At 70.5% G+C, this 17,799-nt stretch carries 18 protein-coding genes; 10 read left to right on the forward strand and 8 right to left on the reverse strand.

The annotated features are described in order from the left end of the window. Positions 1-69 precede the first annotated feature (69 nt). On the reverse strand, positions 70-1,170 hold the full coding sequence (locus tag ACWEVP_RS31995; protein WP_452066272.1) for a lipase family protein: 1,101 nt from the start codon (positions 1,168-1,170) through the stop codon (positions 70-72). Positions 1,171-1,259: 89 nt separating this feature from the next. Here ACWEVP_RS31995 and ACWEVP_RS32000 point away from each other — a divergent pair, with 89 nt between their 5' ends. After that, the gene (locus tag ACWEVP_RS32000) at positions 1,260-1,970 is read left to right on the forward strand and encodes a TetR/AcrR family transcriptional regulator (RefSeq protein ID WP_452066273.1); all 711 of its coding nucleotides are present in this window, start codon (positions 1,260-1,262) and stop codon (positions 1,968-1,970) included. Positions 1,971-2,015: 45 nt separating this feature from the next. On the opposite strand, the gene ACWEVP_RS32005 is transcribed toward ACWEVP_RS32000, so the two are convergent. After that, positions 2,016-3,689, reverse strand: a complete 1,674-nt coding sequence (locus ACWEVP_RS32005) for a purine-cytosine permease family protein (protein WP_452066274.1) — start codon at positions 3,687-3,689, stop codon at positions 2,016-2,018. 218 nt (positions 3,690-3,907) lie between these two features. On the opposite strand from ACWEVP_RS32005, the gene pdxH reads away from it, so the two are divergent. From pdxH to ACWEVP_RS32020, 3 genes are all read left to right on the forward strand, one after another. Next, on the forward strand, positions 3,908-4,585 hold the full coding sequence (pdxH, locus tag ACWEVP_RS32010) for a pyridoxamine 5'-phosphate oxidase (RefSeq protein ID WP_452066275.1): 678 nt from the start codon (positions 3,908-3,910) through the stop codon (positions 4,583-4,585). A 761-nt stretch (positions 4,586-5,346) separates the two neighbouring features. Beyond that, entirely contained in the window at positions 5,347-6,594 is a 1,248-nt protein-coding gene (locus ACWEVP_RS32015) for an MFS transporter (protein WP_452066344.1), read from the forward strand. 24 nt (positions 6,595-6,618) lie between these two features. Continuing rightward, positions 6,619-7,167, forward strand: a complete 549-nt coding sequence (locus ACWEVP_RS32020; RefSeq protein WP_452066276.1) for a DUF3558 family protein — start codon at positions 6,619-6,621, stop codon at positions 7,165-7,167. An 88-nt stretch (positions 7,168-7,255) separates the two neighbouring features. Here ACWEVP_RS32020 and ACWEVP_RS32025 read toward each other — a convergent pair whose 3' ends face one another. Genes ACWEVP_RS32025 through ACWEVP_RS32035 form a run of 3 tightly spaced genes read right to left on the reverse strand, consistent with a single transcriptional unit; the run spans position 7,256 to position 9,488 of the window. Further along, entirely contained in the window at positions 7,256-8,080 is an 825-nt protein-coding gene (locus ACWEVP_RS32025; RefSeq protein WP_452066277.1) for an MBL fold metallo-hydrolase, read from the reverse strand. Continuing rightward, the gene (locus tag ACWEVP_RS32030) at positions 8,077-8,910 is read right to left on the reverse strand and encodes an MBL fold metallo-hydrolase (RefSeq protein WP_452066278.1); all 834 of its coding nucleotides are present in this window, start codon (positions 8,908-8,910) and stop codon (positions 8,077-8,079) included. Before ACWEVP_RS32030 ends, ACWEVP_RS32025 begins: the two co-directional genes overlap by 4 nt. Next, entirely contained in the window at positions 8,910-9,488 is a 579-nt protein-coding gene (locus ACWEVP_RS32035; RefSeq protein ID WP_452066279.1) for a TetR/AcrR family transcriptional regulator, read from the reverse strand. The genes ACWEVP_RS32030 and ACWEVP_RS32035 overlap by 1 nt, the downstream gene beginning before the upstream one ends. A gap of 67 nt (positions 9,489-9,555) precedes the next feature. Here ACWEVP_RS32035 and ACWEVP_RS32040 point away from each other — a divergent pair, with 67 nt between their 5' ends. The 3 genes from ACWEVP_RS32040 to ACWEVP_RS32050 are packed head-to-tail and all read left to right on the forward strand — an operon-like array spanning position 9,556 to position 12,154. Further along, a complete protein-coding gene (locus tag ACWEVP_RS32040) occupies positions 9,556-10,461 on the forward strand; it encodes an aldose 1-epimerase family protein (protein ID WP_452066280.1) in 906 nt (301 codons plus the stop codon). Continuing rightward, a complete protein-coding gene (locus ACWEVP_RS32045) occupies positions 10,428-10,916 on the forward strand; it encodes a GNAT family N-acetyltransferase (protein ID WP_452066281.1) in 489 nt (162 codons plus the stop codon). Before ACWEVP_RS32040 ends, ACWEVP_RS32045 begins: the two co-directional genes overlap by 34 nt. Before the next feature lie 20 nt (positions 10,917-10,936). Beyond that, positions 10,937-12,154, forward strand: a complete 1,218-nt coding sequence (locus tag ACWEVP_RS32050; protein WP_452066282.1) for an amidohydrolase — start codon at positions 10,937-10,939, stop codon at positions 12,152-12,154. Positions 12,155-12,173: 19 nt separating this feature from the next. Here ACWEVP_RS32050 and ACWEVP_RS32055 read toward each other — a convergent pair whose 3' ends face one another. The 3 genes from ACWEVP_RS32055 to ACWEVP_RS32065 all read right to left on the reverse strand — a co-directional run bounded on the left by ACWEVP_RS32055 (position 12,174) and on the right by ACWEVP_RS32065 (position 14,617). Continuing rightward, positions 12,174-12,722 carry a Uma2 family endonuclease gene (locus tag ACWEVP_RS32055; RefSeq protein ID WP_452066283.1) on the reverse strand — a complete coding sequence of 183 codons (549 nt, stop codon included), beginning with the start codon at positions 12,720-12,722 and terminating at the stop codon, positions 12,174-12,176. A 55-nt stretch (positions 12,723-12,777) separates the two neighbouring features. Then, a complete protein-coding gene (locus ACWEVP_RS32060; RefSeq protein ID WP_452066284.1) occupies positions 12,778-13,383 on the reverse strand; it encodes a Uma2 family endonuclease in 606 nt (201 codons plus the stop codon). Between the two features lie 97 nt (positions 13,384-13,480). Then, a complete protein-coding gene (locus ACWEVP_RS32065) occupies positions 13,481-14,617 on the reverse strand; it encodes an acyl-CoA dehydrogenase family protein (RefSeq protein ID WP_452066285.1) in 1,137 nt (378 codons plus the stop codon). A 101-nt stretch (positions 14,618-14,718) separates the two neighbouring features. Between ACWEVP_RS32065 and ACWEVP_RS32070 the strand changes: the two genes are divergently transcribed. The 3 genes from ACWEVP_RS32070 to ACWEVP_RS32080 all read left to right on the forward strand — a co-directional run bounded on the left by ACWEVP_RS32070 (position 14,719) and on the right by ACWEVP_RS32080 (position 17,797). Continuing rightward, complete coding sequence (locus ACWEVP_RS32070; RefSeq protein WP_452066286.1) at positions 14,719-15,300, forward strand: TetR/AcrR family transcriptional regulator; 582 nt, start codon at positions 14,719-14,721, stop codon at positions 15,298-15,300. 41 nt (positions 15,301-15,341) lie between these two features. Next, on the forward strand, positions 15,342-16,283 hold the full coding sequence (locus tag ACWEVP_RS32075) for a carbohydrate kinase family protein (protein ID WP_452066287.1): 942 nt from the start codon (positions 15,342-15,344) through the stop codon (positions 16,281-16,283). Between the two features lie 197 nt (positions 16,284-16,480). Further along, a complete protein-coding gene (locus tag ACWEVP_RS32080; RefSeq protein ID WP_452066288.1) occupies positions 16,481-17,797 on the forward strand; it encodes a citrate synthase in 1,317 nt (438 codons plus the stop codon). Positions 17,798-17,799: the final 2 nt, after the last annotated feature.

The raw sequence follows: 17,799 nt of genomic DNA on the forward strand, positions 1-17,799 counted from the left end.
CAGTTTCGGGTGGATCGCGCCGCTCGCCGGGGACGGACCCCCTGCGTCCGTCCCCGGCGAGCGGAATTCTCAGAACTTCGTGCCCAGCCAGGTCATCGCCACCGGGCCACCCACCGACACCCCGCCGATGTGCTCCAGCAACGGGAACTCCTGCCAGGTGACGGCGGCGCCCGCCGACCGCCACCGGTCCCGCAGCGCCGTTCCCACCCCGAACGGGATCAGCTCGTCCGAAGTGGCGTGGTACAGGAACACCGGCGCCTTCGGAGCCGTCGTGCCCAGGTAGTTCTGGCCTAAGCGGGCCTGCCAGCGCGGGTCGTGGATGGGGTCCGGCACCGTCACGAAATCCGTCAGGTGCGCGAACGGCGCCGCCGCGCCCAGCTCGACCGTGCACGCCTGGGACACCCGCGCCACCGCCTCGCGGCCGCGGTCGTTCAGGATCGACGTGAACGGCACGTCCGGGTACGCCGCCGCGAAACCCGTTGCGGCGCCCAGCACCAGGCCGAACGCCGCGCCGCCGTCGTTGGCGGCGAACACCGCGTTCAGGTCGGCCGGGACCCCGCCCGCCGCGACCCCGACGACGTTCAGCGACGGCGCGTAGGACCCCTGCAGCTCCGCCGCCCACGCCGCCGCCTGGCCGCCCTGCGAATAGCCGAACACGCCCACCGGCCCCGACGCGGACAGGCCTGCGCCGGGCACGAGGGCGGCCGCGCGCGCCGCGTCCAGCACCGCCCGCCCCTCCGACTGGCCCACCGCGTACGTGTGCGTCCCCGGCGTGCCGAGTCCCTCGTAGTCCGTCACGACCACGGCCCAGCCCTGCGCCAAAGCCTGGGCCAGCAACGCGCTTTCGTTCTCGACACCGTCCGCCAGCAGGTTCGACGGCGCGCACTGGTCGCCGAGCCCGTGCGTGCCCACCGCGTACGTGACGAGCGGGCGCGGGCCGCCGCGCAGCCACGGCGCCGGCGGCACCAGCAGCGTCCCGGTGACCGCGTTCGGCGCGCCGGTCGCCGAGGTCGAGCGGTACACCAGGTGCCACGCGCGGACCGGTGCGGGGAACGGGCCGACGAACACCGTCGTCGCCCGCGCGGACAGCAGGACACCGGGATCCGCGTGCGCCGCGGGGGTGAGCACCGCGAAAAGCAGCGTGACGGCGACCAGTAACCGACGAAGCATCATTGCCTCCGGCCGTTTGGTAACTGAGATTTTCACAAATTAGCCAGCCCGGTAGGATCTGGCAATCCCTCAGAAGGAGGAGACAACCGGTGGCTCGCACGTACGGCGGCGTCGCACCCGAGCAACGCCGCGCCGATCGCCGCGAGCGCCTGCTCACGGCCGGCCTGGAGCTGTTCACCTCGGCCGGCTTCCGGCACACGAAGATCACCGAGGTGTGCGGCCGCGCCGGCGTCTCGACGCGGAACTTCTACGAGGAGTTCACCGGCAAGGAGGACGTGCTGCGCACCCTCCACGACCGGATCAACAGCCTCGCCCTCGACCACGTCACCGCGGCGCTCGACAAGGTCGCCGACGCCGACGCGATGACCCGCATCGCCACGCTGCTGGACGTCTTCATCGACACGGTCACCGTCGACCCGCGGCTGCCGCGCCTCAACTACGTCGAAGCCGTCGGGGTCAGCGCGGAGCTCGAGCAGCAGCACCAGGTGTGGGTCGACCGCTGGGCGACGTTCATCGAGACGGAGGCGCGGCGCGCGGCCGAACACGGCGTCGCCCCCGACCGCGACTACCGGCTGACGGCGATCGCGCTGGTCGGCGCGGCCACCGGGCTGCTGCGCGAGTGGCAGGCGCACGATCCGCCGCTGCCGGTGGAGGACGTCGGCGCGGAACTGCGCGCGCTGATGCTGGCCGCCATCATGCGGCCGGAAAAGATCTTGGACTTCCCGGGCAACCCCGGCGCCGGCTCGGACGTGAAGGAGTCGAGCCGGGAGGGGGATCCGGGGGGAGGCCGGCTCGCGTGAGGCCCTTTCCCGGCGGCGGACGCCGGGAAAGGGCCTTCACGGACGTTACGGGGTCCGGACCGTCGGCAAGCCGAGCGCGACCGGGCCCGTCGTCTGGCACACGTCGTGGCACGTGTTGTCGAGCGTGCAGCACAGCGAACAGATCGGGCCGTCCTGCTTCGCGCAGTCCGCGACGTCCGGTAGTTCGTACGGGTCGCCGCAGGCCGAGCAGCTGTGCGTCGCGCGCAGGTCGACGTCCTGGTCCGGGCCCGCGACGGTGTTCGGCCGCGCCAGGTAGTACTTGCCCCGGGTCACGGCGGCGAGCGTCGGTACCAGCACGATCGCGATGACCAGCGCGAGCAGCGGGCTGAACGCGGCCAGGAACTGCCCGAACACGCCGAAGTACGCCACGATCGACACCGCCGACGCGACGACCATCGAGCCGAACCCGACCGGGTTGATCTTGTGCAGGTAGGCCCGCTTGAACTCGATGTAACGCGGCGAGAGCCCGAGCGGCTTCGCGATCACCAGGTCGGCGCACACCGCGCCGATCCACGCGATGGCGACGTTCGAGTAGAAACCCAGGATCTTGTTGAGGAACCCGAACGCGCCGAACTCCATCAGCGCCAGCGCGATCCCGCAGTTGACCAGCACGTACCAGACCCGCCCCGGGTGCTTGTGCAGCACGCGGGAGAAGAAGTTCGCGAACGACAGCGAGCCCGAGTACGCGTTGGTCGTGTTGATCTTGATCTGCGAGACGACGACGAACAGCGCGGCGAACGTCAGCGCCACCGGGCCCAGCGCCGGTTTCACCGCTTCGAGGTACGGCGCGATCGGCTCGAGCGCGTGCGTCTTCCCGACGACGCCGAGCGCGAGGAACGCCAGCAGCGCGCCGCCGATCTGCTTCGCGGCACCGAGGATCACCCAGCCGGGACCGGCGGCGAGCACCGCGGCCCACCACGACCGCTTGTTCTCCGCCGTCTTCCCGGGCATGAACCGCAGGTAGTCGGCCTGCTCACCGATCTGCCCGATCAGCGACAGCGCGACGCCCATCCCGAAGCCGAACCCGATCGCGGAGAACCCGGCACCGGCGCCCTCGGTACCCCCGAAGTGGGTGAACTCGGCGAACTTGCCCGGCTCCCGGACCAGCACGACGACGAACGGCAGCACCAGCCCGGCGATCCACAGCGGCTGCGTCCAGGTCTGCATCTTCGCGACCGCGCCCATGCCGTAGAGCGCGAAGGGCAGCACGATGAGCGTCGCGAGGAGGTAGCCGATCGGGAGCGGGATGCCGAGGGCGAGCTCGAAGGCCTGGCCCATGATCGAGCCTTCGAGCGAGAAGAAGATGACGGTGAAGCTCGCGTAGACGAGCGAGGTCAGCGTCGACCCGAAGTAGCCGAAGCCGGCGCCGCGGGTCAGCAGGTCCATGTCCACTCCGGACTTCGCGCAGGCGGCCGCGATGGGCACGCCGGTCACGAAGATGACGACGGCCGCGGCGAGGATCGCCAGGACGCCGGAGGTGAAGCCGTAGGAGAGGACGATGCTGGCGCCGATCGCGAAGTCGGCGAGGTAGGCGATCCCGCCCAGTGCCGTCGTCGCGACCACGAACGGTGACCATTTCCGGAATGAATGCGCGGCGAAGCGCAGTGAGTAGTCTTCGCGGTTTTCGTTGGCCGCGAGCGGGGCGTACCGGCGTTCCGGTGGAGCGGTTTCTTCGGCGTTCGACAGGGTCTCGGTCATGCCTGCCTCCGGGGTGGTGGGGAACGGGCCGAAGGTAGGTGCGCCCTGTATCGATCCTGGTCCAGCGGGTAACGCGGGGGTTACGGCTTGTTGTCGGTCGGTTACGGTCCGGGGGTGGCGGGTGTCACCGTTCAGTGGGTTCCGCCGCAGCTCGGAAGGCCCTAACGTGCCTAGAGCCGAAGTCGACTGATGCCCCGACCGGGCGTGGAGGTTTGGCGATGATGCCGGAGATCGAGGACCAGGTGGAAGACGCCGTAGTTCGCCTGCCGGGAATGCGCGTGGCCTATGACGGTGCCGCGTTCGACGAATCCGCGCTGGCGGCCACCTGGACCGATCAGCTGCAGGGCTGGCTGAACCAGGCCGTCGGCGCCGGAATCGCCGAACCGAACGCGATGGTGCTGGCGACGGCGGACGCCGAAGGCAGGCCGTCGTCGAGGACGGTGCTGTGCAAGGGCCTCGACGAGCGCGGGGTGGTGTTCTACACGAACTACACGTCGTCGAAGAGCCACGACCTGACGGCGACGCGCTACGCGTCGGTGACGTTCCCCTGGTACGCGCTGCACCGCCAGGTCCACGTCCGAGGCGAGGTCGAGAAGGTCGGCGTCAAGGAGACGGCGGAGTACTGGGCCCAGCGGCCCCGCGGGTCCCAGCTGGGGGCGTGGGCATCGCCGCAGTCCCGGGTGGTCGACGGCCGCCGGGCGCTGGACAACGCGTTGAACGGGATCGAGCGCCGCTTCGCGGACGTCGAGCAGATCCCGGCCCCACCGCACTGGGGCGGCTGGCGCATCCGGCCGGACCTGGTCGAGTTCTGGCAGGGCCGCGAGGACCGCATGCACGACCGGCTCCGGTACGTCCGCAACGACGACGGCTGGAACATCGAGCGCGTCGCGCCCTGAGATTTGTGCACAGCCGCGGCCGTGAGGTGGTTCTCCGCCTCGCGGCCGCGGCTTTCGGTTTCGGTGGGTCGGGGCCTGGTCGCGCGGTTGTCCACAGGTGATCCGTGATGTGGATGACTGCTCGGCTCACCTGCGCTTTCCCGGCTTTCTGTCGGGCGGTGCCGATACGCTGGAAGCGGGGGCTCCCCCAGGGAGGGAGGGCTCTGCTCGGCGGGGCTGCTCGGCGGGAGCCAGGGAACTGGACCTCTCGGCGGGCATGGCCGAGGGAGTCGCTCGGCGGGACTCGCGGGCCCGGGAGCCGGTTGGCAGGGACCTCACCTCGGGAATCGTTCGCCTGGGATCGCTTGTCTCGGGATCGTTCGCGCGAGCCCGTGGGTCAGGTAGCCGCTCGGGAATCGCTTGCTCGGAGCTGCGGTCCCGGGAGCCCTTCGGCGGCAATCACCCTTCGCGAATCGCCCACTCGGAACCGCGGCCTCGGGACCGCGCCGTTGGGGACCGCGCCGTGGGGGACCCCGCCGTGGGGGACCGCGCTGTGGGAGAGCGCGCCCTCGGGACCGCGCCGTTGGGGACCGGACCCGCGGAAACCGCTCACCGAGAACCGCGGCCCGCGCGCCATCCCCCGGCGAAACCACCCCAACCGGCGCCACCTCGAAGGACCACCCGCCGCGCGACGGAAATCACGCGACCGCAGGTAGTTAGCCGAGCTAAGCTCATTGGTTGTGACCTCTGAGCCCGAGACCCTGCCGCCCCGGTCGGGCCGCGTGCGCACCCTCCTCGGCCGCATCATCGTCGACACCCGGCCGCTCAAGATCCCCGCCTTCCGGCGGCTCTGGCTGTCCACTGTGGTCACCGCCGTCGGGACCCAGCTGACCGCCGTCGCCGTGCCCAAGCAGGTCTTCGACCTCACCGGGTCCTCCGCCTACGTCGGCCTCACCGGGCTCGTCGCCCTCGTTCCGCTGCTCGTCTTCGGGCTCTGGGGCGGCGCCGTCGCCGATGCCGTCGACCGGCGGAAGCTGCTCGTCGTCACCAACGTCCTCGTCGCGATCACCTCCGCGCTGCTGTGGCTGCAGGCCTTCCTGGACTTCGGCTCCGTCTGGCTCGTCCTCGGGCTGCTCGCGGTCAACCAGGCGCTCTTCGCGATCAACATGCCCACGCGCGGCGCCGTCGTCGCGCGGCTCGTGCCGGACGAGCTGCTGCCCTCGGCCAACGCGCTCAGCTCGACGATGTCCACCTTCGGCGCGGTCTTCGGCCCGCTGCTCGCCGGCGCGCTCATCCCCGTCCTCGGCCTCTCGACCCTCTACCTGATCGACGTCCTCGCGCTCACCGTCACCGTCGTCGCCGTCTGGCGGCTGCCGGCCATCCCGCCGCTCAACGGCCCCTCGCGCCGCGCCGGCCTCAGCGACGTCGTCGACGGCTTCAAGTACCTCGCCACCAAGAAGGTACTGCTGGCCTCGTTCGTCGCCGACATCATCGCGATGGTCTTCGGCATGCCGCGCGCGCTGATCCCGGAGATGGCCGAACGCACCTTCGGCGACCCGCCCGGTGGCGGCCCCGCGCTCGGCTGGCTCTACGCCGCCCTGCCCGCCGGCGCGATGCTGATCGGCCTCTTCTCCGGCTGGCTGACGCGCATCCAGCGCCAGGGCGTCGCGGTCGTCGTGGCGATCTGCGCGTGGGGCGCCGCGGTGGCGGCCTTCGGGCTCGCGCACTCACTGTGGCTCGCCGTGGTGTTCATGGCCGCGGCCGGCGCGGCGGACATGGTCAGCGCGGTCTACCGGATGGCGATCCTGCAGGTTGCGACCACCGACGAGATGCGCGGCCGGCTGCAGGGCGTGTTCACGGTCGTGGTCGCCGGCGGTCCGCGGATCGCCGACCTCGTGCACGGCTGGGGCGCGGCCGCGTTCGGCACCGCGGCCGCCGCGTCCGTCGGCGGCGTGCTGGTGATCGTGTCGGTGTGCGCGTCGATGTTCCTGCTCCCGGCGTTCTGGCGGTACCGGGCGCCCACCGCGTAGGCCGTTCGGAGTACGGTGCCCGATATGCGCACTCTCGCCGTCGTCCTGGTCGCTTTTGCCGCGTTGACCGCCTGCTCTTCGGGCGACGAGCCGTCGAAGGCGCCGTCGTCGTCGAAGCCGAGCGAAGCGCCGAAGCCGAGTGCGAACGCCGCCTCATTGGACCCGTGCAAGCTGCTGCCCGCCGCCGCCGTGTCGAAGGCGCTGTTCCTCGACAACCTCCAGGCCGTCCCCGGCCCGGTGCAGGACAACGCGGCCAACGGCGGCAAGGCCCGCAGCTGCGAGTACCAGCTGAACGGCAAGGCCGCGGGCGCGCTCGCGGTGACCCGCTACGAGGGCCGCCAGGCGAAGCCGGCCGACATGGTCGCGTCCATCAAGAAGGCGAAGGCCGGCGCGAAGGACGTCGCCGGCTTCCCGGACGGCGCCGTGTACTACGTCGACGAGCAGAAGACGGCGACGCTCGCCTCCGCCGAGCTGGTGTCGGGCACGCCCGTGCTCGTCAACTACACCGGCCCGGCCAAGATGACGCCGGAGCAGATGGCCCCGCTGGTCAAGACGGCCCTCGACGCGAGCTGATCACGCCCAGCCGACGAGCTGCCGGAGTACGGCGCCGGAGAGGTCGAACGGCGCCGCCCACCGGCGGAAGATCATTCGGTTCCGGTGGTCAGCGCCGCAGTGCGGCCAGCTCGACCGGGCTGTGCGCGGAGAACACCTTCACCTCGTCTTGGTGGTCGCGCGCCAGCTCGTGCAGCCGCGCCAGGTTCTCCAGCCGCGGCCGCCGCAGCGTCTGGACGATGTTCTGGAACGCCGTCAGGCCCGGCGGGCAGTGCGGCGCGACCGGGTCCAGCTGGCCGTGGAAGAAGTACGCGTCGCCCGCGTGCAGCAGCCAGCCCTCGCCGGTGTCGACCGCGACGCCGGTGTGGCCGCGCGTGTGGCCCGTCAGCGGGACCAGCAGGATCTCCTCCGGCAGGCCCTTGAGCGAGCGGACCGCCTCGAAGCCGAACCACGGCTCGCCCGTCTCGTCGTAGGTGCTCCACAGCGGGCGGTGCGCGAACTGCGCGGCGCGGTAGCGGTTCTTCTCCGCCGCGTTCGCCGGCGATGTCGCCGCGCGGTGCTCCTCCGAGCGGACGTGCACGACGGCGTTCGGGAAGTCCGCCAGCCCGCCCGCGTGGTCGACGTCGAGGTGCGTCATGACGATGTGCCGGACGTCGGCCGGGTCCAGCTCGAGCGCCTTGATCTGCGCGACGGCCGTCTCGGCGGCCGCGGGCTTCGCGCCGACCATCGCCAGGAACGGCCGGCCGAGCCACTCGCCCGGCCGGGCCACGCTCTGGGTGCCGAACCCGGTGTCGACCAGCACCAGGCCGTCGCCGGTCTCGATCAGCAGGCAGTGCGCGACCAGCTCCGCCCGCCGCAGCAGGCCGGGCTCGCCGTCGAGCAGCTTGCCGCCCGCCGGGTGCATCGTTCCGCAGTTCAGGTGGTGCACCTTCATACCTTGCTCCTGGAGCTCAGCCGGACGAACTCGGTCTCGTCGTGCGCGGCGAAGACGCTCACCTCCTCGCCGTGCTCCTGAACAAGCTGGCGCAGGCGGCGGTGATTGTCCAGCCTGGCGCGCTTGACCGTCTCCATGTGGCCTTCGAACCACTTCAGCCCCGGCGGGCAGTGCGGGGTGGCGGCGACCTGGCCGTGGAAGAAGTAGGAGTCACCGGCGTTGAGCAGCCAGCCGGCCCCGGTGTCGACGGCGACCCCCGCGTGCCCGCGCGTGTGGCCGGACAGCGGGACCAGCAGGATCTCCGGTGGCAGGCCGTCGAGCTGCCGGACGGCGTCGAAGCCGAACCACGGCTCGCCGGTGTCCGCATAGGACGTCCACTGTGGACCGTGGGCGAACTGGATCCGGCGGTAGCGGCCGCGTTCGGCGGCGTCGCGCGGTTCGGTGAACGCCCGCAATTCTTCGGCGTAGACGTGCACGCGGGCCCACGGGAAGTCGATCAGCCCGCCGGCGTGGTCGAGGTCGAGGTGGGTCAGCACGATGTCGCGGACGTCCGCCGGGTCGAACCCGAGCGCGCGGATCTGCGCGATCGCGGTCTGCGCCGGGTCGGCGACCGGGTTGGACTGGCGGACGAAACCCGCGCCCAGCCAGGCGTTCCGGTCGACGGCGGCCGGCGTGCCCATGCCGGTCTCGACGAGCACGAGCCCACTTTCGGTCTCGAGCAGCAGGCAGTGGCAGACCATGGTGGCGCGCCGGAACAGGCCCGGGTGTCCGTCGACGAGCTTGCCGCCGAGTGGCCGCATGGTGCCGCAGTTCAGGTGGTGGACGCGCATCAGGAGAACTCCCGGTCGAGGGTGGCGTGCAGATGGGTGGCGACCGCGCGCAGCGGCGCGAGGTCGCGGCGGGTGCGGGCCAGCAACAGCCCGCCTTCGATCGCGGCGAGCACGACGGTGGCCAGCTCGTCGGCTCGTTCGGCGGAAAGCTCCTGCCGTGCAAGGTAATCGCGCAGGACGCCGTGCCACGACGAGTAGCCGTCCACGCAGGCTTCGCGGATCGGCTCGCTCTCCGCGGCGGCGTCCAGCGCGACTGTCGCTAGTGGACACCCGCGCTGGAAGTCCGACTCGGTGAGGAAAGCCGCCAGCGCTTCGACGGCCCGGTCGATCGCGGTCGGCGCGTCCGGTGCGTCTCGGAGGACTGCTTCGAGCAGCGCGCCGGTGCGTTCGCCCGAGAGCCGGACGGCTTCGGCGGCGAGCTGTTCCTTGCCGCCGGGGAAGTGGAAGTACAGCGATCCCTTCGGTGCGCCACCGGCCGTCGTCAGCTGGGTGAGGCCGGTGGCGTGGTAGCCCTGGGTCTGGAACAGGTCGGCGGCGGTGTCGAGCATCCGCTGCCGCGTGTCGGTGCGACGGACCATGGCGCCGACTGTAGCTCAAACTATGACGACCGGTCTAGTTACATTCTGGATCGGTAAGGTCGTCCCCATGGGCAACCCGACCGGTCAGCAGTTCGAGATCACCCGCGGCAACGCGCGTGCCGTCGTCACCGAAATCGGCGCGGGCCTGCGCGCTTTCGAGGTCGGCGGAGTGCCGTACGTCGAGGAGTTCCCCGAAGACGCGAAGCCGCCGAAGGGTGCCGGGCAGGTCCTGCTGCCCTGGCCGAACCGGACCAAGGCGGGCAAGTGGACGTTCCAGGGTGAGGAGCAGCAGCTCGAGATCACCGAGGAGGCGCGCGGCAACGCCATCCACGGCTTGACCCGCCACCTCGAGTGGGAGCTGCTGGAGCACGCCGAGTCGTCGATCACCCTGGCCGTCGACGTCGAGGTGCAGCCCGGCTGGCCGGTGCCGCTGCGAGCGACCGTGACGTACGAGGTCGCGCCGCGCGAACTGACCGTCACCCACGAAATCCGCAACGAGGGCGAGCAGCCGATCGGCGTCGGCGTCGGCACGCACCCGTACTTCCGGATCGGCGACGTCCCGACCGACGAGCTGACCCTGACCCTCCCGGCGAGCCGGGTGCGGCCGTACCTCGGTGACGAGCAGATGCCGTACGCGCCGGAGCAGGACGTCGAGGGCACGGAGTACGACTTCCGCGCCGGGCGGGTGCTGGCGGGCGTCGACCTGGACACGGCGTTCGGCTCGCTGTCGGCGGCCGAGGACGGCCAGCACCACTTCGTGCTGTCCCACGAGGACCAGCGGCTGGTCGTGTGGACCGGCCCGGACTTCCGCTGGGCGCAGGTGTTCACCCCGGACGACCTGGTCGGCCGCGGCCGCGCGGTGGCGATCGAGCCGATGACCTGCCCGGCGGACGCGCTCAACACGGGCACGGACCTGATCGAGCTGGAGCCGTCGTCGTCGTGGTCGGGCAGCTGGGGCATCCGCGTCCGGTGAACCGGCTGGGGGTCGCGGACGCGGGCGAAGTGCTGACGCTGCAACGCGCGGCGTACCTGACGGAGGGCCGCGCCCACGACGACTGGGACCTGCCACCGCTGCTGGAGACGCTGGACGAGACGCGGGCGGCGCTGGCGGGTCTTTCGTGGGGCATCCGCGAGGCGGGGCGGCTGGTCGCTTCGGTGCGCTTGACCGTGACCGGGCCGGTGGGGGTGATCGGCCGGCTGGTCGTGGCGCCGGACCGGCAGGGGTTCGGGCTGGGTGGTTCGCTGCTGCTCGCCGTCGAGGCCGCGGCGCCGCCCGAAGTGACCGTGTTCCGGCTGTTCACCGGGTCGAAGAGCGTCGGGCCGCTGCACCTGTACGCGAAGCACGGGTACCGCGAGACGCACCGGACGCCGGAGAACAACCACGAACTGGTGCACTTGGAGAAGGCCCGCGTGCACGCGCCCAGGTGAGTTCGTTAGCGTGGCGAACTATGGCGAAGGCAATTGTCGGGGGCTACGTCGTCCCCATCGACGGTGATCCCATCGACGGCGGCACGGTCCTGATCGACGACGGCAAGATCGTCGCCATCGGGGCCGAGGCCGATGTCGACATCCCGGAAGACGCCGAACTGGTCGACGCGGCCGGCACCTGGGTGCTGCCCGGCTTCATCGACGCCCACGCCCACCTCGGCGTCCACGAGGACGGCGAAGGCTGGGCCGGCAACGACACCAACGAGATGACCGACCCGAACGGCGCCCGCTTCCGCGCCATCGACGGCATCGACCCGTACGAGCCCGGCTTCGACGACGCGCTCGCCGGCGGCGTCACGAGCGTCGTCATCAAGCCCGGGTCGGGCAACCCGATCGGCGGCCAGACGATCGGCGTCAAGACCTGGGGCCGCAGCATCCTCGACATGATCTTCGCGGAGCACGTCAGCGTGAAGAGCGCGCTCGGCGAGAACCCGAAGCGCGTGTACGGCGACAAGAAGCAGACGCCCTCGACGCGGCTGGGCGTTGCGGCGATCCTGCGCGAGGCGTTCACCAAGGCCCGCAACTACCAGGCGAAGCGCGCGCACGCGGAGTCCGAGGGCAAGCCGCACGAGGTCGACCTCACGATGGAGACGCTGTCGAAGGTCCTCGACGGCGAGCTGTACTGGGACCAGCACGTCCACCGCGCGGACGACATCGTGACGGCGCTGCGGCTGGCCGACGAGTTCGGCTACAAGCTGGTGATCAACCACGGCACCGAGGGCCACCTCATCGCCGACCTGCTGGCTTCGCGCGACGTGCCGGTCATCTTGGGGCCGCTGTTCACCACGAAGTCCAAGGTGGAGCTGCGCAACCGGACGTTGCGGTCGGCGGGCATCCTGGCGCGGGCGGGCGTGAAGATCGCGATCACGACGGACCACCCGGTGATCCCGATCAACTTCCTCGTCTACCAGGCGGCACTGGCGGTCAAGGACGGCCTCGACCCGGTGACGGCGCTCCGGTCGCTGACGGTCAACCCGGCGTCGATGCTGGGCTTGGACGAGCAGATCGGGTCGCTGAAGCCGGGCCTGGACGCGGATGTCGTGCTGTGGTCGGGCGACCCGCTGGACGTGATGAACCGCGCCCTGCGCGTGTTCGTGCGGGGCGACGAGGTGTACCACTTCGACGAGTCGCTGGGCGAAGGCGTGTCGAAGGACCGGCGGTACCGCGAAGCCCGTTGAGCTTCGGACGGCACGCCGGTTACCGGGCGGTTCCGGCGTGCCGTCCGATCAGTGCACCGAGGTCGATCTCGACCGGGAACGGCACTTCGGTGGTGAAGGTCCCGGTGACCGGCGGGGCGTCTTGGTAGCCCTGACAAGCGACCAGGGCGACCGGGTCGGTGAGGTCGACGATCCAGTAGTGCGGAATCCCCGCGTCGGCGTACTCGTCGTGCTTCACGCGGTAGTCGGTGCGCCGGGAACCCTCGGTCGCGATCTCGACGACCACCGCCACCTCACCGGCGCGGATCGGGTCATCGGCTGTCCGATCGAAGATCACCAGGTCCGGCCGGCGGGCGAAGCCGGGTCCACCGGGCGGCGCCAGGCCGAGGTCGAGGTCGGCACCGAGGACGAACGCGAGCCCGCGCGGCAGCTGTCGTTCCAGTTGCCCGGCCAGCCGGCACGCGGCGAGGTTGTGCGTGCGGCCGGCGCCGGGCGAGGGCACCACGCGGCCTTCCACCAGTTCGGTGAACCCGCGGTCGGTTTCCCCGAGTGCTCGGTACTCCTCGATGGACAGCAGCTGATCGGGCATGCGGAAAACGGTATCCGTCCCGTGCGGTGGACAGAGGTCGCTCGACCGGGTCGGGTCAGTCGAGGAGGGCGTCCAGGTCGATCTTGACCGGGAACGGGACGTCGGTGGTGAAGGTCCCGGTGACCGCGGACGCGTCCAGGTAGCCGAACTCGCCGGCCTGGTGGCAGGCGACCAGCGAGATCGGTTCGGCGATGTCGACGATCCAGTAGTGCGGGATTCCCGCATCGGCGTACTCGTCGTGCTTGACGTGGTAGTCGGTTCGTTTCGAGCCCGGCGACACAATCTCGAGAACGATGGCTACCTCTCCCGCCCGCAGCATGGCTCCGTCCCGGCGAACCCGAGCGATCGCCGGCCTTTCGACGACGAGCAGATCCGGGCGGCGAGAGAAGCCGGGTCTGCCGGCAGGTGCCAACCCGAGGTTCACGTCGGTTTCCGGCAACACACGGAGGTGACTCGGCAACTGCCCGGCGAGCTGCCGTGCGAGTTCGAACACCACGATGTTGTGGTCGGCGATGGGGCTGGGTGACATCACGACGCGGCCTTCCACAAGCTCGGTGAACCCTGTGTCGGTTTCACCGAGTGCCACGTACTCCTCGATCGTCAGCAGGTGATCGGGGATCTCCCACCGGCGAGCGGGGCCCGGCTGGGGAAGTGCATTCACAGCCTCTCCTCACGTCGCCCGGCATTGTCCCACGGCTCAAGTGCAACCATGAGTAACGCTATCTGTACCGAGCGTGTGACACTGTTCCCTTGACCGGCTAAGCCTTCTTCAGCTCCCGGGCGATGACCATCCGCTGGATCTGGTTCGTGCCCTCGAAGATCTGCGGCACCTTCGCCTCCCGCATGTACCGCTCCACCGGGAAGTCCCGCGTGTACCCGGCGCCGCCGAGCACCTGCACCGCGTCCGTCGTCACCTTCATCGCGCCGTCCGTCGCCACCAGCTTCGCGATCGACGCCTGGCGCTGGAACGGCAGCCCGCGGTCGCGCCGGCGGGCCGCGTCCAGATAACAAGCCCGGGACGACTCCACCACCGCCGCCATGTCGGCCAGCAGGAACTCCACTCCCTGGAAGTCGATGATCGACCGGCCGAACTGCGACCGTCCCTTCGCGTACGTCACCGCTTCGTCCAACGCCGCCTGCGCCAGGCCCACCGCGCACGCCGCGATCCCGAGCCGGCCCGAACTCAACGACGACAACGCGATCCGGAGCCCGTCACCCGGCGAACCCAGCAGCCGCGAAGCCGGCACCCGGGCGTCGGAGAAGACCATCTGGGCGGTCGGGGAACCCGTCAGGCCCATCTTGCGTTCGCGCGGGGCCGCCGAAAGACCGTCCGTCGCGCCAGGAACCAGCAGGCACGAGATCTCGTCCGACCCCGTCCGCACCATCGTCGTGTAGAAGTCCGCCACCCCCGCGTGCGTGATCCACGCCTTCGTCCCGTTCACGACGTAGTCCGAGCCGTCGAGACGCCCGCGCGTGGCCAGCGCCGCCGCGTCCGAACCCGCCTGCGTCTCCGACAGCGCGTACGCCCCCAGCAGCGAACCCTCCAGCATCTCCGGCAGCCACTCGGAGCGCTGCTCGTCCGTGCCGTACTCCGCCAGCGCGTAGCAGGACATCGTGTGCACCGACAGCCCGACGCCGACCGTCATCCACGCCGTCGCGAGCTCCTCCAGGACCTGCAGGTACACCTCGTACGGCACCTCGCCGCCGCCCCAGCGCTCGGCGTACGGCAGCCCCAGCAGGCCCGACTTGCCCAGGAGGCGGAACTGCTCGCGCGGGAACTGCTCGGCTTCCTCGGCCGCCGCCGCGCGCGGTGCCAGCTCGTCGCGAGCGATCTCGCGGGCCAGCGAGACCAGGTCCTCGGCGTCCGAGTCGGGCAGCAAGCGTTCGGCGGGCATCTTCGTCCTCCAAAGCGGTACTGAAAACAGTACTGTGGGCTAGTTGAGAGTACAGTACGACAGGCCTGGGGTGGCCGGAAGACGTAGGAGATAGTGAGCCGATGCCCCCCGAACCCCGCCGACGGCCGACCGCGCGCCAGCGCGCCCTGCTCGGTGACCTCGAGGAGCTCTTCCTCGCCGAAGGCTTCGCCGATTTCACCCTCGACGACCTCGCCGGCCGTCTTCGCTGCTCGAAGTCGACGCTCTACGCGCTCGCGCCCAGCAAGGAGCAGCTCGCCGTCAAGGTCGTCACGCACTTCTTCCGGGGCGCCGGCGAGCGGATCGAGGAGCGGATCGGCGGGATCGACGACGCCCGCAAGCTCATCGGGGAGTATCTGGCCGGCGTCGCCGAGCACCTGAACCGGGCGTCGGCGGCGTTCATGCGCGACCTCGCGGAGTTCGGCCCGGCCCGCGAGGCCTACCAGGTCAACAGCCGGTTCGCGGCGCAGCGGCTCCGGCAGTTCATCGACAAGGGGGTCGCCGACGGCGTCTTCCGCGACGTCCACGCCCGGCTCGTCGCCGAGATGGCGAACCTGATCATCGAAGGCATCCAGACCGGGGTGCTCGGGCGGCGGATCGACGTCTCCGACGCCGAAGCGTTCACCGCACTGGGTGAACTGCTGCTCGGCGGGCTGAACAAATAGCGGACAGGAATTGTCAGCCCGAACTCCATTAAACTCCCGGCGTGATCGTCGTAGGCGGAGAAGCTCTGGTCGACCTGGTGCCCGGTGACCCTCTGGATTCCACTGTGGACGGTGGGCTGCGCGCGCTGCTGCCGCGGCTCGGCGGTGGGCCGTACAACGTCGCGCTGGCGGCCGGGCGCCTCGGCGTGCCGTCGGCGTTCCTCTCGCGCGTGTCCACCGACCGCTTCGGCGAAGCGATGGTCGAACGGCTGCACGCCTCCGACGTCGACACGTCGTTGCTGCAACGCGGCGACGAGCCGACCACGCTCGCCGTCGTCGCGCTCGACGCGAAGGGCGCCGCGCGCTACACGTTCTACGTCGAGGGCACCGCGGACCGGCTCGTGGCGGACCCGGGACCGCTCCCGGAGAACGTGACCGCGCTCTCCCTCGGCACGCTCGGGATGGTGCTCGAGCCCGGCGCGTCGGCGTACGAGGCGATGCTGCGGCGCGAGGCCGCGCGCGGCGTGCTGACCGTCCTCGACCCGAACATCCGCGAGGCGCTGATCACCGATCCGGCCGCCTACCGCGCGCGGTTCACCTCCTGGCTGCCGGACGTTCGCCTGCTGAAGATCTCCGACGACGACGCCGCGTGGCTCACCGGCGGCGCCGACCCGGTCGCCGCCGCGAAGACCTGGGTCGAGTCCGGTGTGGACGCCGTGGTGCTCACCCGGGGCGCCGACGGCGTCGCGGTGATCACCGCCGCAGGTGAGCTGGCCCACGTCCCGTCGCGCAAGGTGACCGTGGTCGACACCATCGGCGCCGGCGACACCGTCCAGGGCGCCCTGCTGGCCTGGCTGCACACCCACGAGGTCGCCGACCTGGCCTCCCTCGACGCGGGCGCGTGGCGCGAAGCGCTGGGGTTCGCGGCGAAAGCGGCGTCCATCACGGTTTCGCGGAGCGGGGCCGAGCCGCCCACGTCCGCCGATATGGCGGCCGCCGTGTGAACCTGGTCCCAAAGGGGCACCCAGGAGCAACGTCACCGCTGCGCGAACGCACGTTTCTCGACTAACGTTGAGGGGCATTCTTCATACCCCAGCGGGGCGGTGTGCAGCGAGGCGCCAGTGTTTCCTCGCGTGAACACGTGGCTACCTGTGAAACGTACAGGCGCCGCCGCTCCGTGCCGAACGTGAGAGGGACTTGCATGTCCGACGCGACGACTGCGGGGCAGTCCGGCGGCGAAACCGCGAAGCTGACCCTGCCGAGTGGCGAGCACGAGTTCAAGATCGTCCACCCGGTCGAGGGCGCGCCCGGGATCGAACTGGGGAAGCTGCTGGCGCAGACGGGGTACATCACCTACGACCCCGGGTTCGTCAACACCGGCGCCGCGTCGTCCGCCATCGCCTACATCGACGGTGACGCCGGGATCCTCCGCTACCGGGGTTACCCGATCGAGCAGCTGGCCGAGAAGTCGACCTTCGTCGAGGTCTCCTACCTCCTGATCTACGGCGAGCTGCCGACCGAGGCCCAGCTGGCCGACTTCACCGAGAAGATCCAGCGTCACACGCTGCTGCACGAGGACCTCAAGGCGTTCTTCAGCGGCTTCCCGCGCGACGCCCACCCGATGCCCGTGCTGTCCAGCGCGGTCTCGGCCCTGTCGACCTTCTACCAGGACTCGCTCGACCCGTTCGACGAGCCGAACGTGGAGCTGTCGACCATCCGCCTGCTCGCCAAGGTGCCGACTCTGGCCGCCTACGCGTACAAGAAGTCCGTCGGCCAGCCGCTGCTGTACCCGGACAACTCGCTCGGCCTGGTCGAGAACTTCCTGCGGATGACCTTCGGCTTCCCGGCCGAGCCCTACGACGTCGACCCGGACGTCGTGAAGGCGCTCGACCTGCTGTTCATCCTGCACGCCGACCACGAGCAGAACTGCTCGACCTCGACCGTGCGCCTGGTCGGCTCGTCCGAGGCGAACCTGTTCGCGTCGATTTCGGCCGGCATCAACGCCCTCTTCGGCCCGCTGCACGGCGGCGCGAACGCGGCGGTCCTCGACATGCTGGAGGGCATCCAGCAGGACGGCGGCGACGTCGCCAAGTTCGTCGAGCGCGTGAAGAACAAGGAAAAGGGCGTGAAGCTGATGGGCTTCGGGCACCGGGTCTACAAGAACTACGACCCGCGCGCGAAGATCATCAAGAACACCGCGGACGAGATCCTCGGCAAGCTGAAGGGCGGCGACCAGCTGCTCGACATCGCCAAGAAGCTCGAGGAGACGGCGCTTTCCGACGACTACTTCGTCGAGCGGAAGCTGTACCCGAACGTGGACTTCTACACCGGCCTGATCTACCGGGCGCTGGGCTTCCCGACGAAGTTCTTCACGGTGCTGTTCGCGCTGGGCCGGCTCCCGGGCTGGATCGCGCACTGGCGCGAGATGATCAACGACCCGGCCACCAAGATCGGCCGCCCGCGGCAGATCTACACCGGCTACGCGTCGCGGGACTACGTCCCGATGTCCGAGCGCTGATC

The sequence above is a fragment of the Amycolatopsis sp. NPDC003865 genome, from assembly GCF_053605345.1.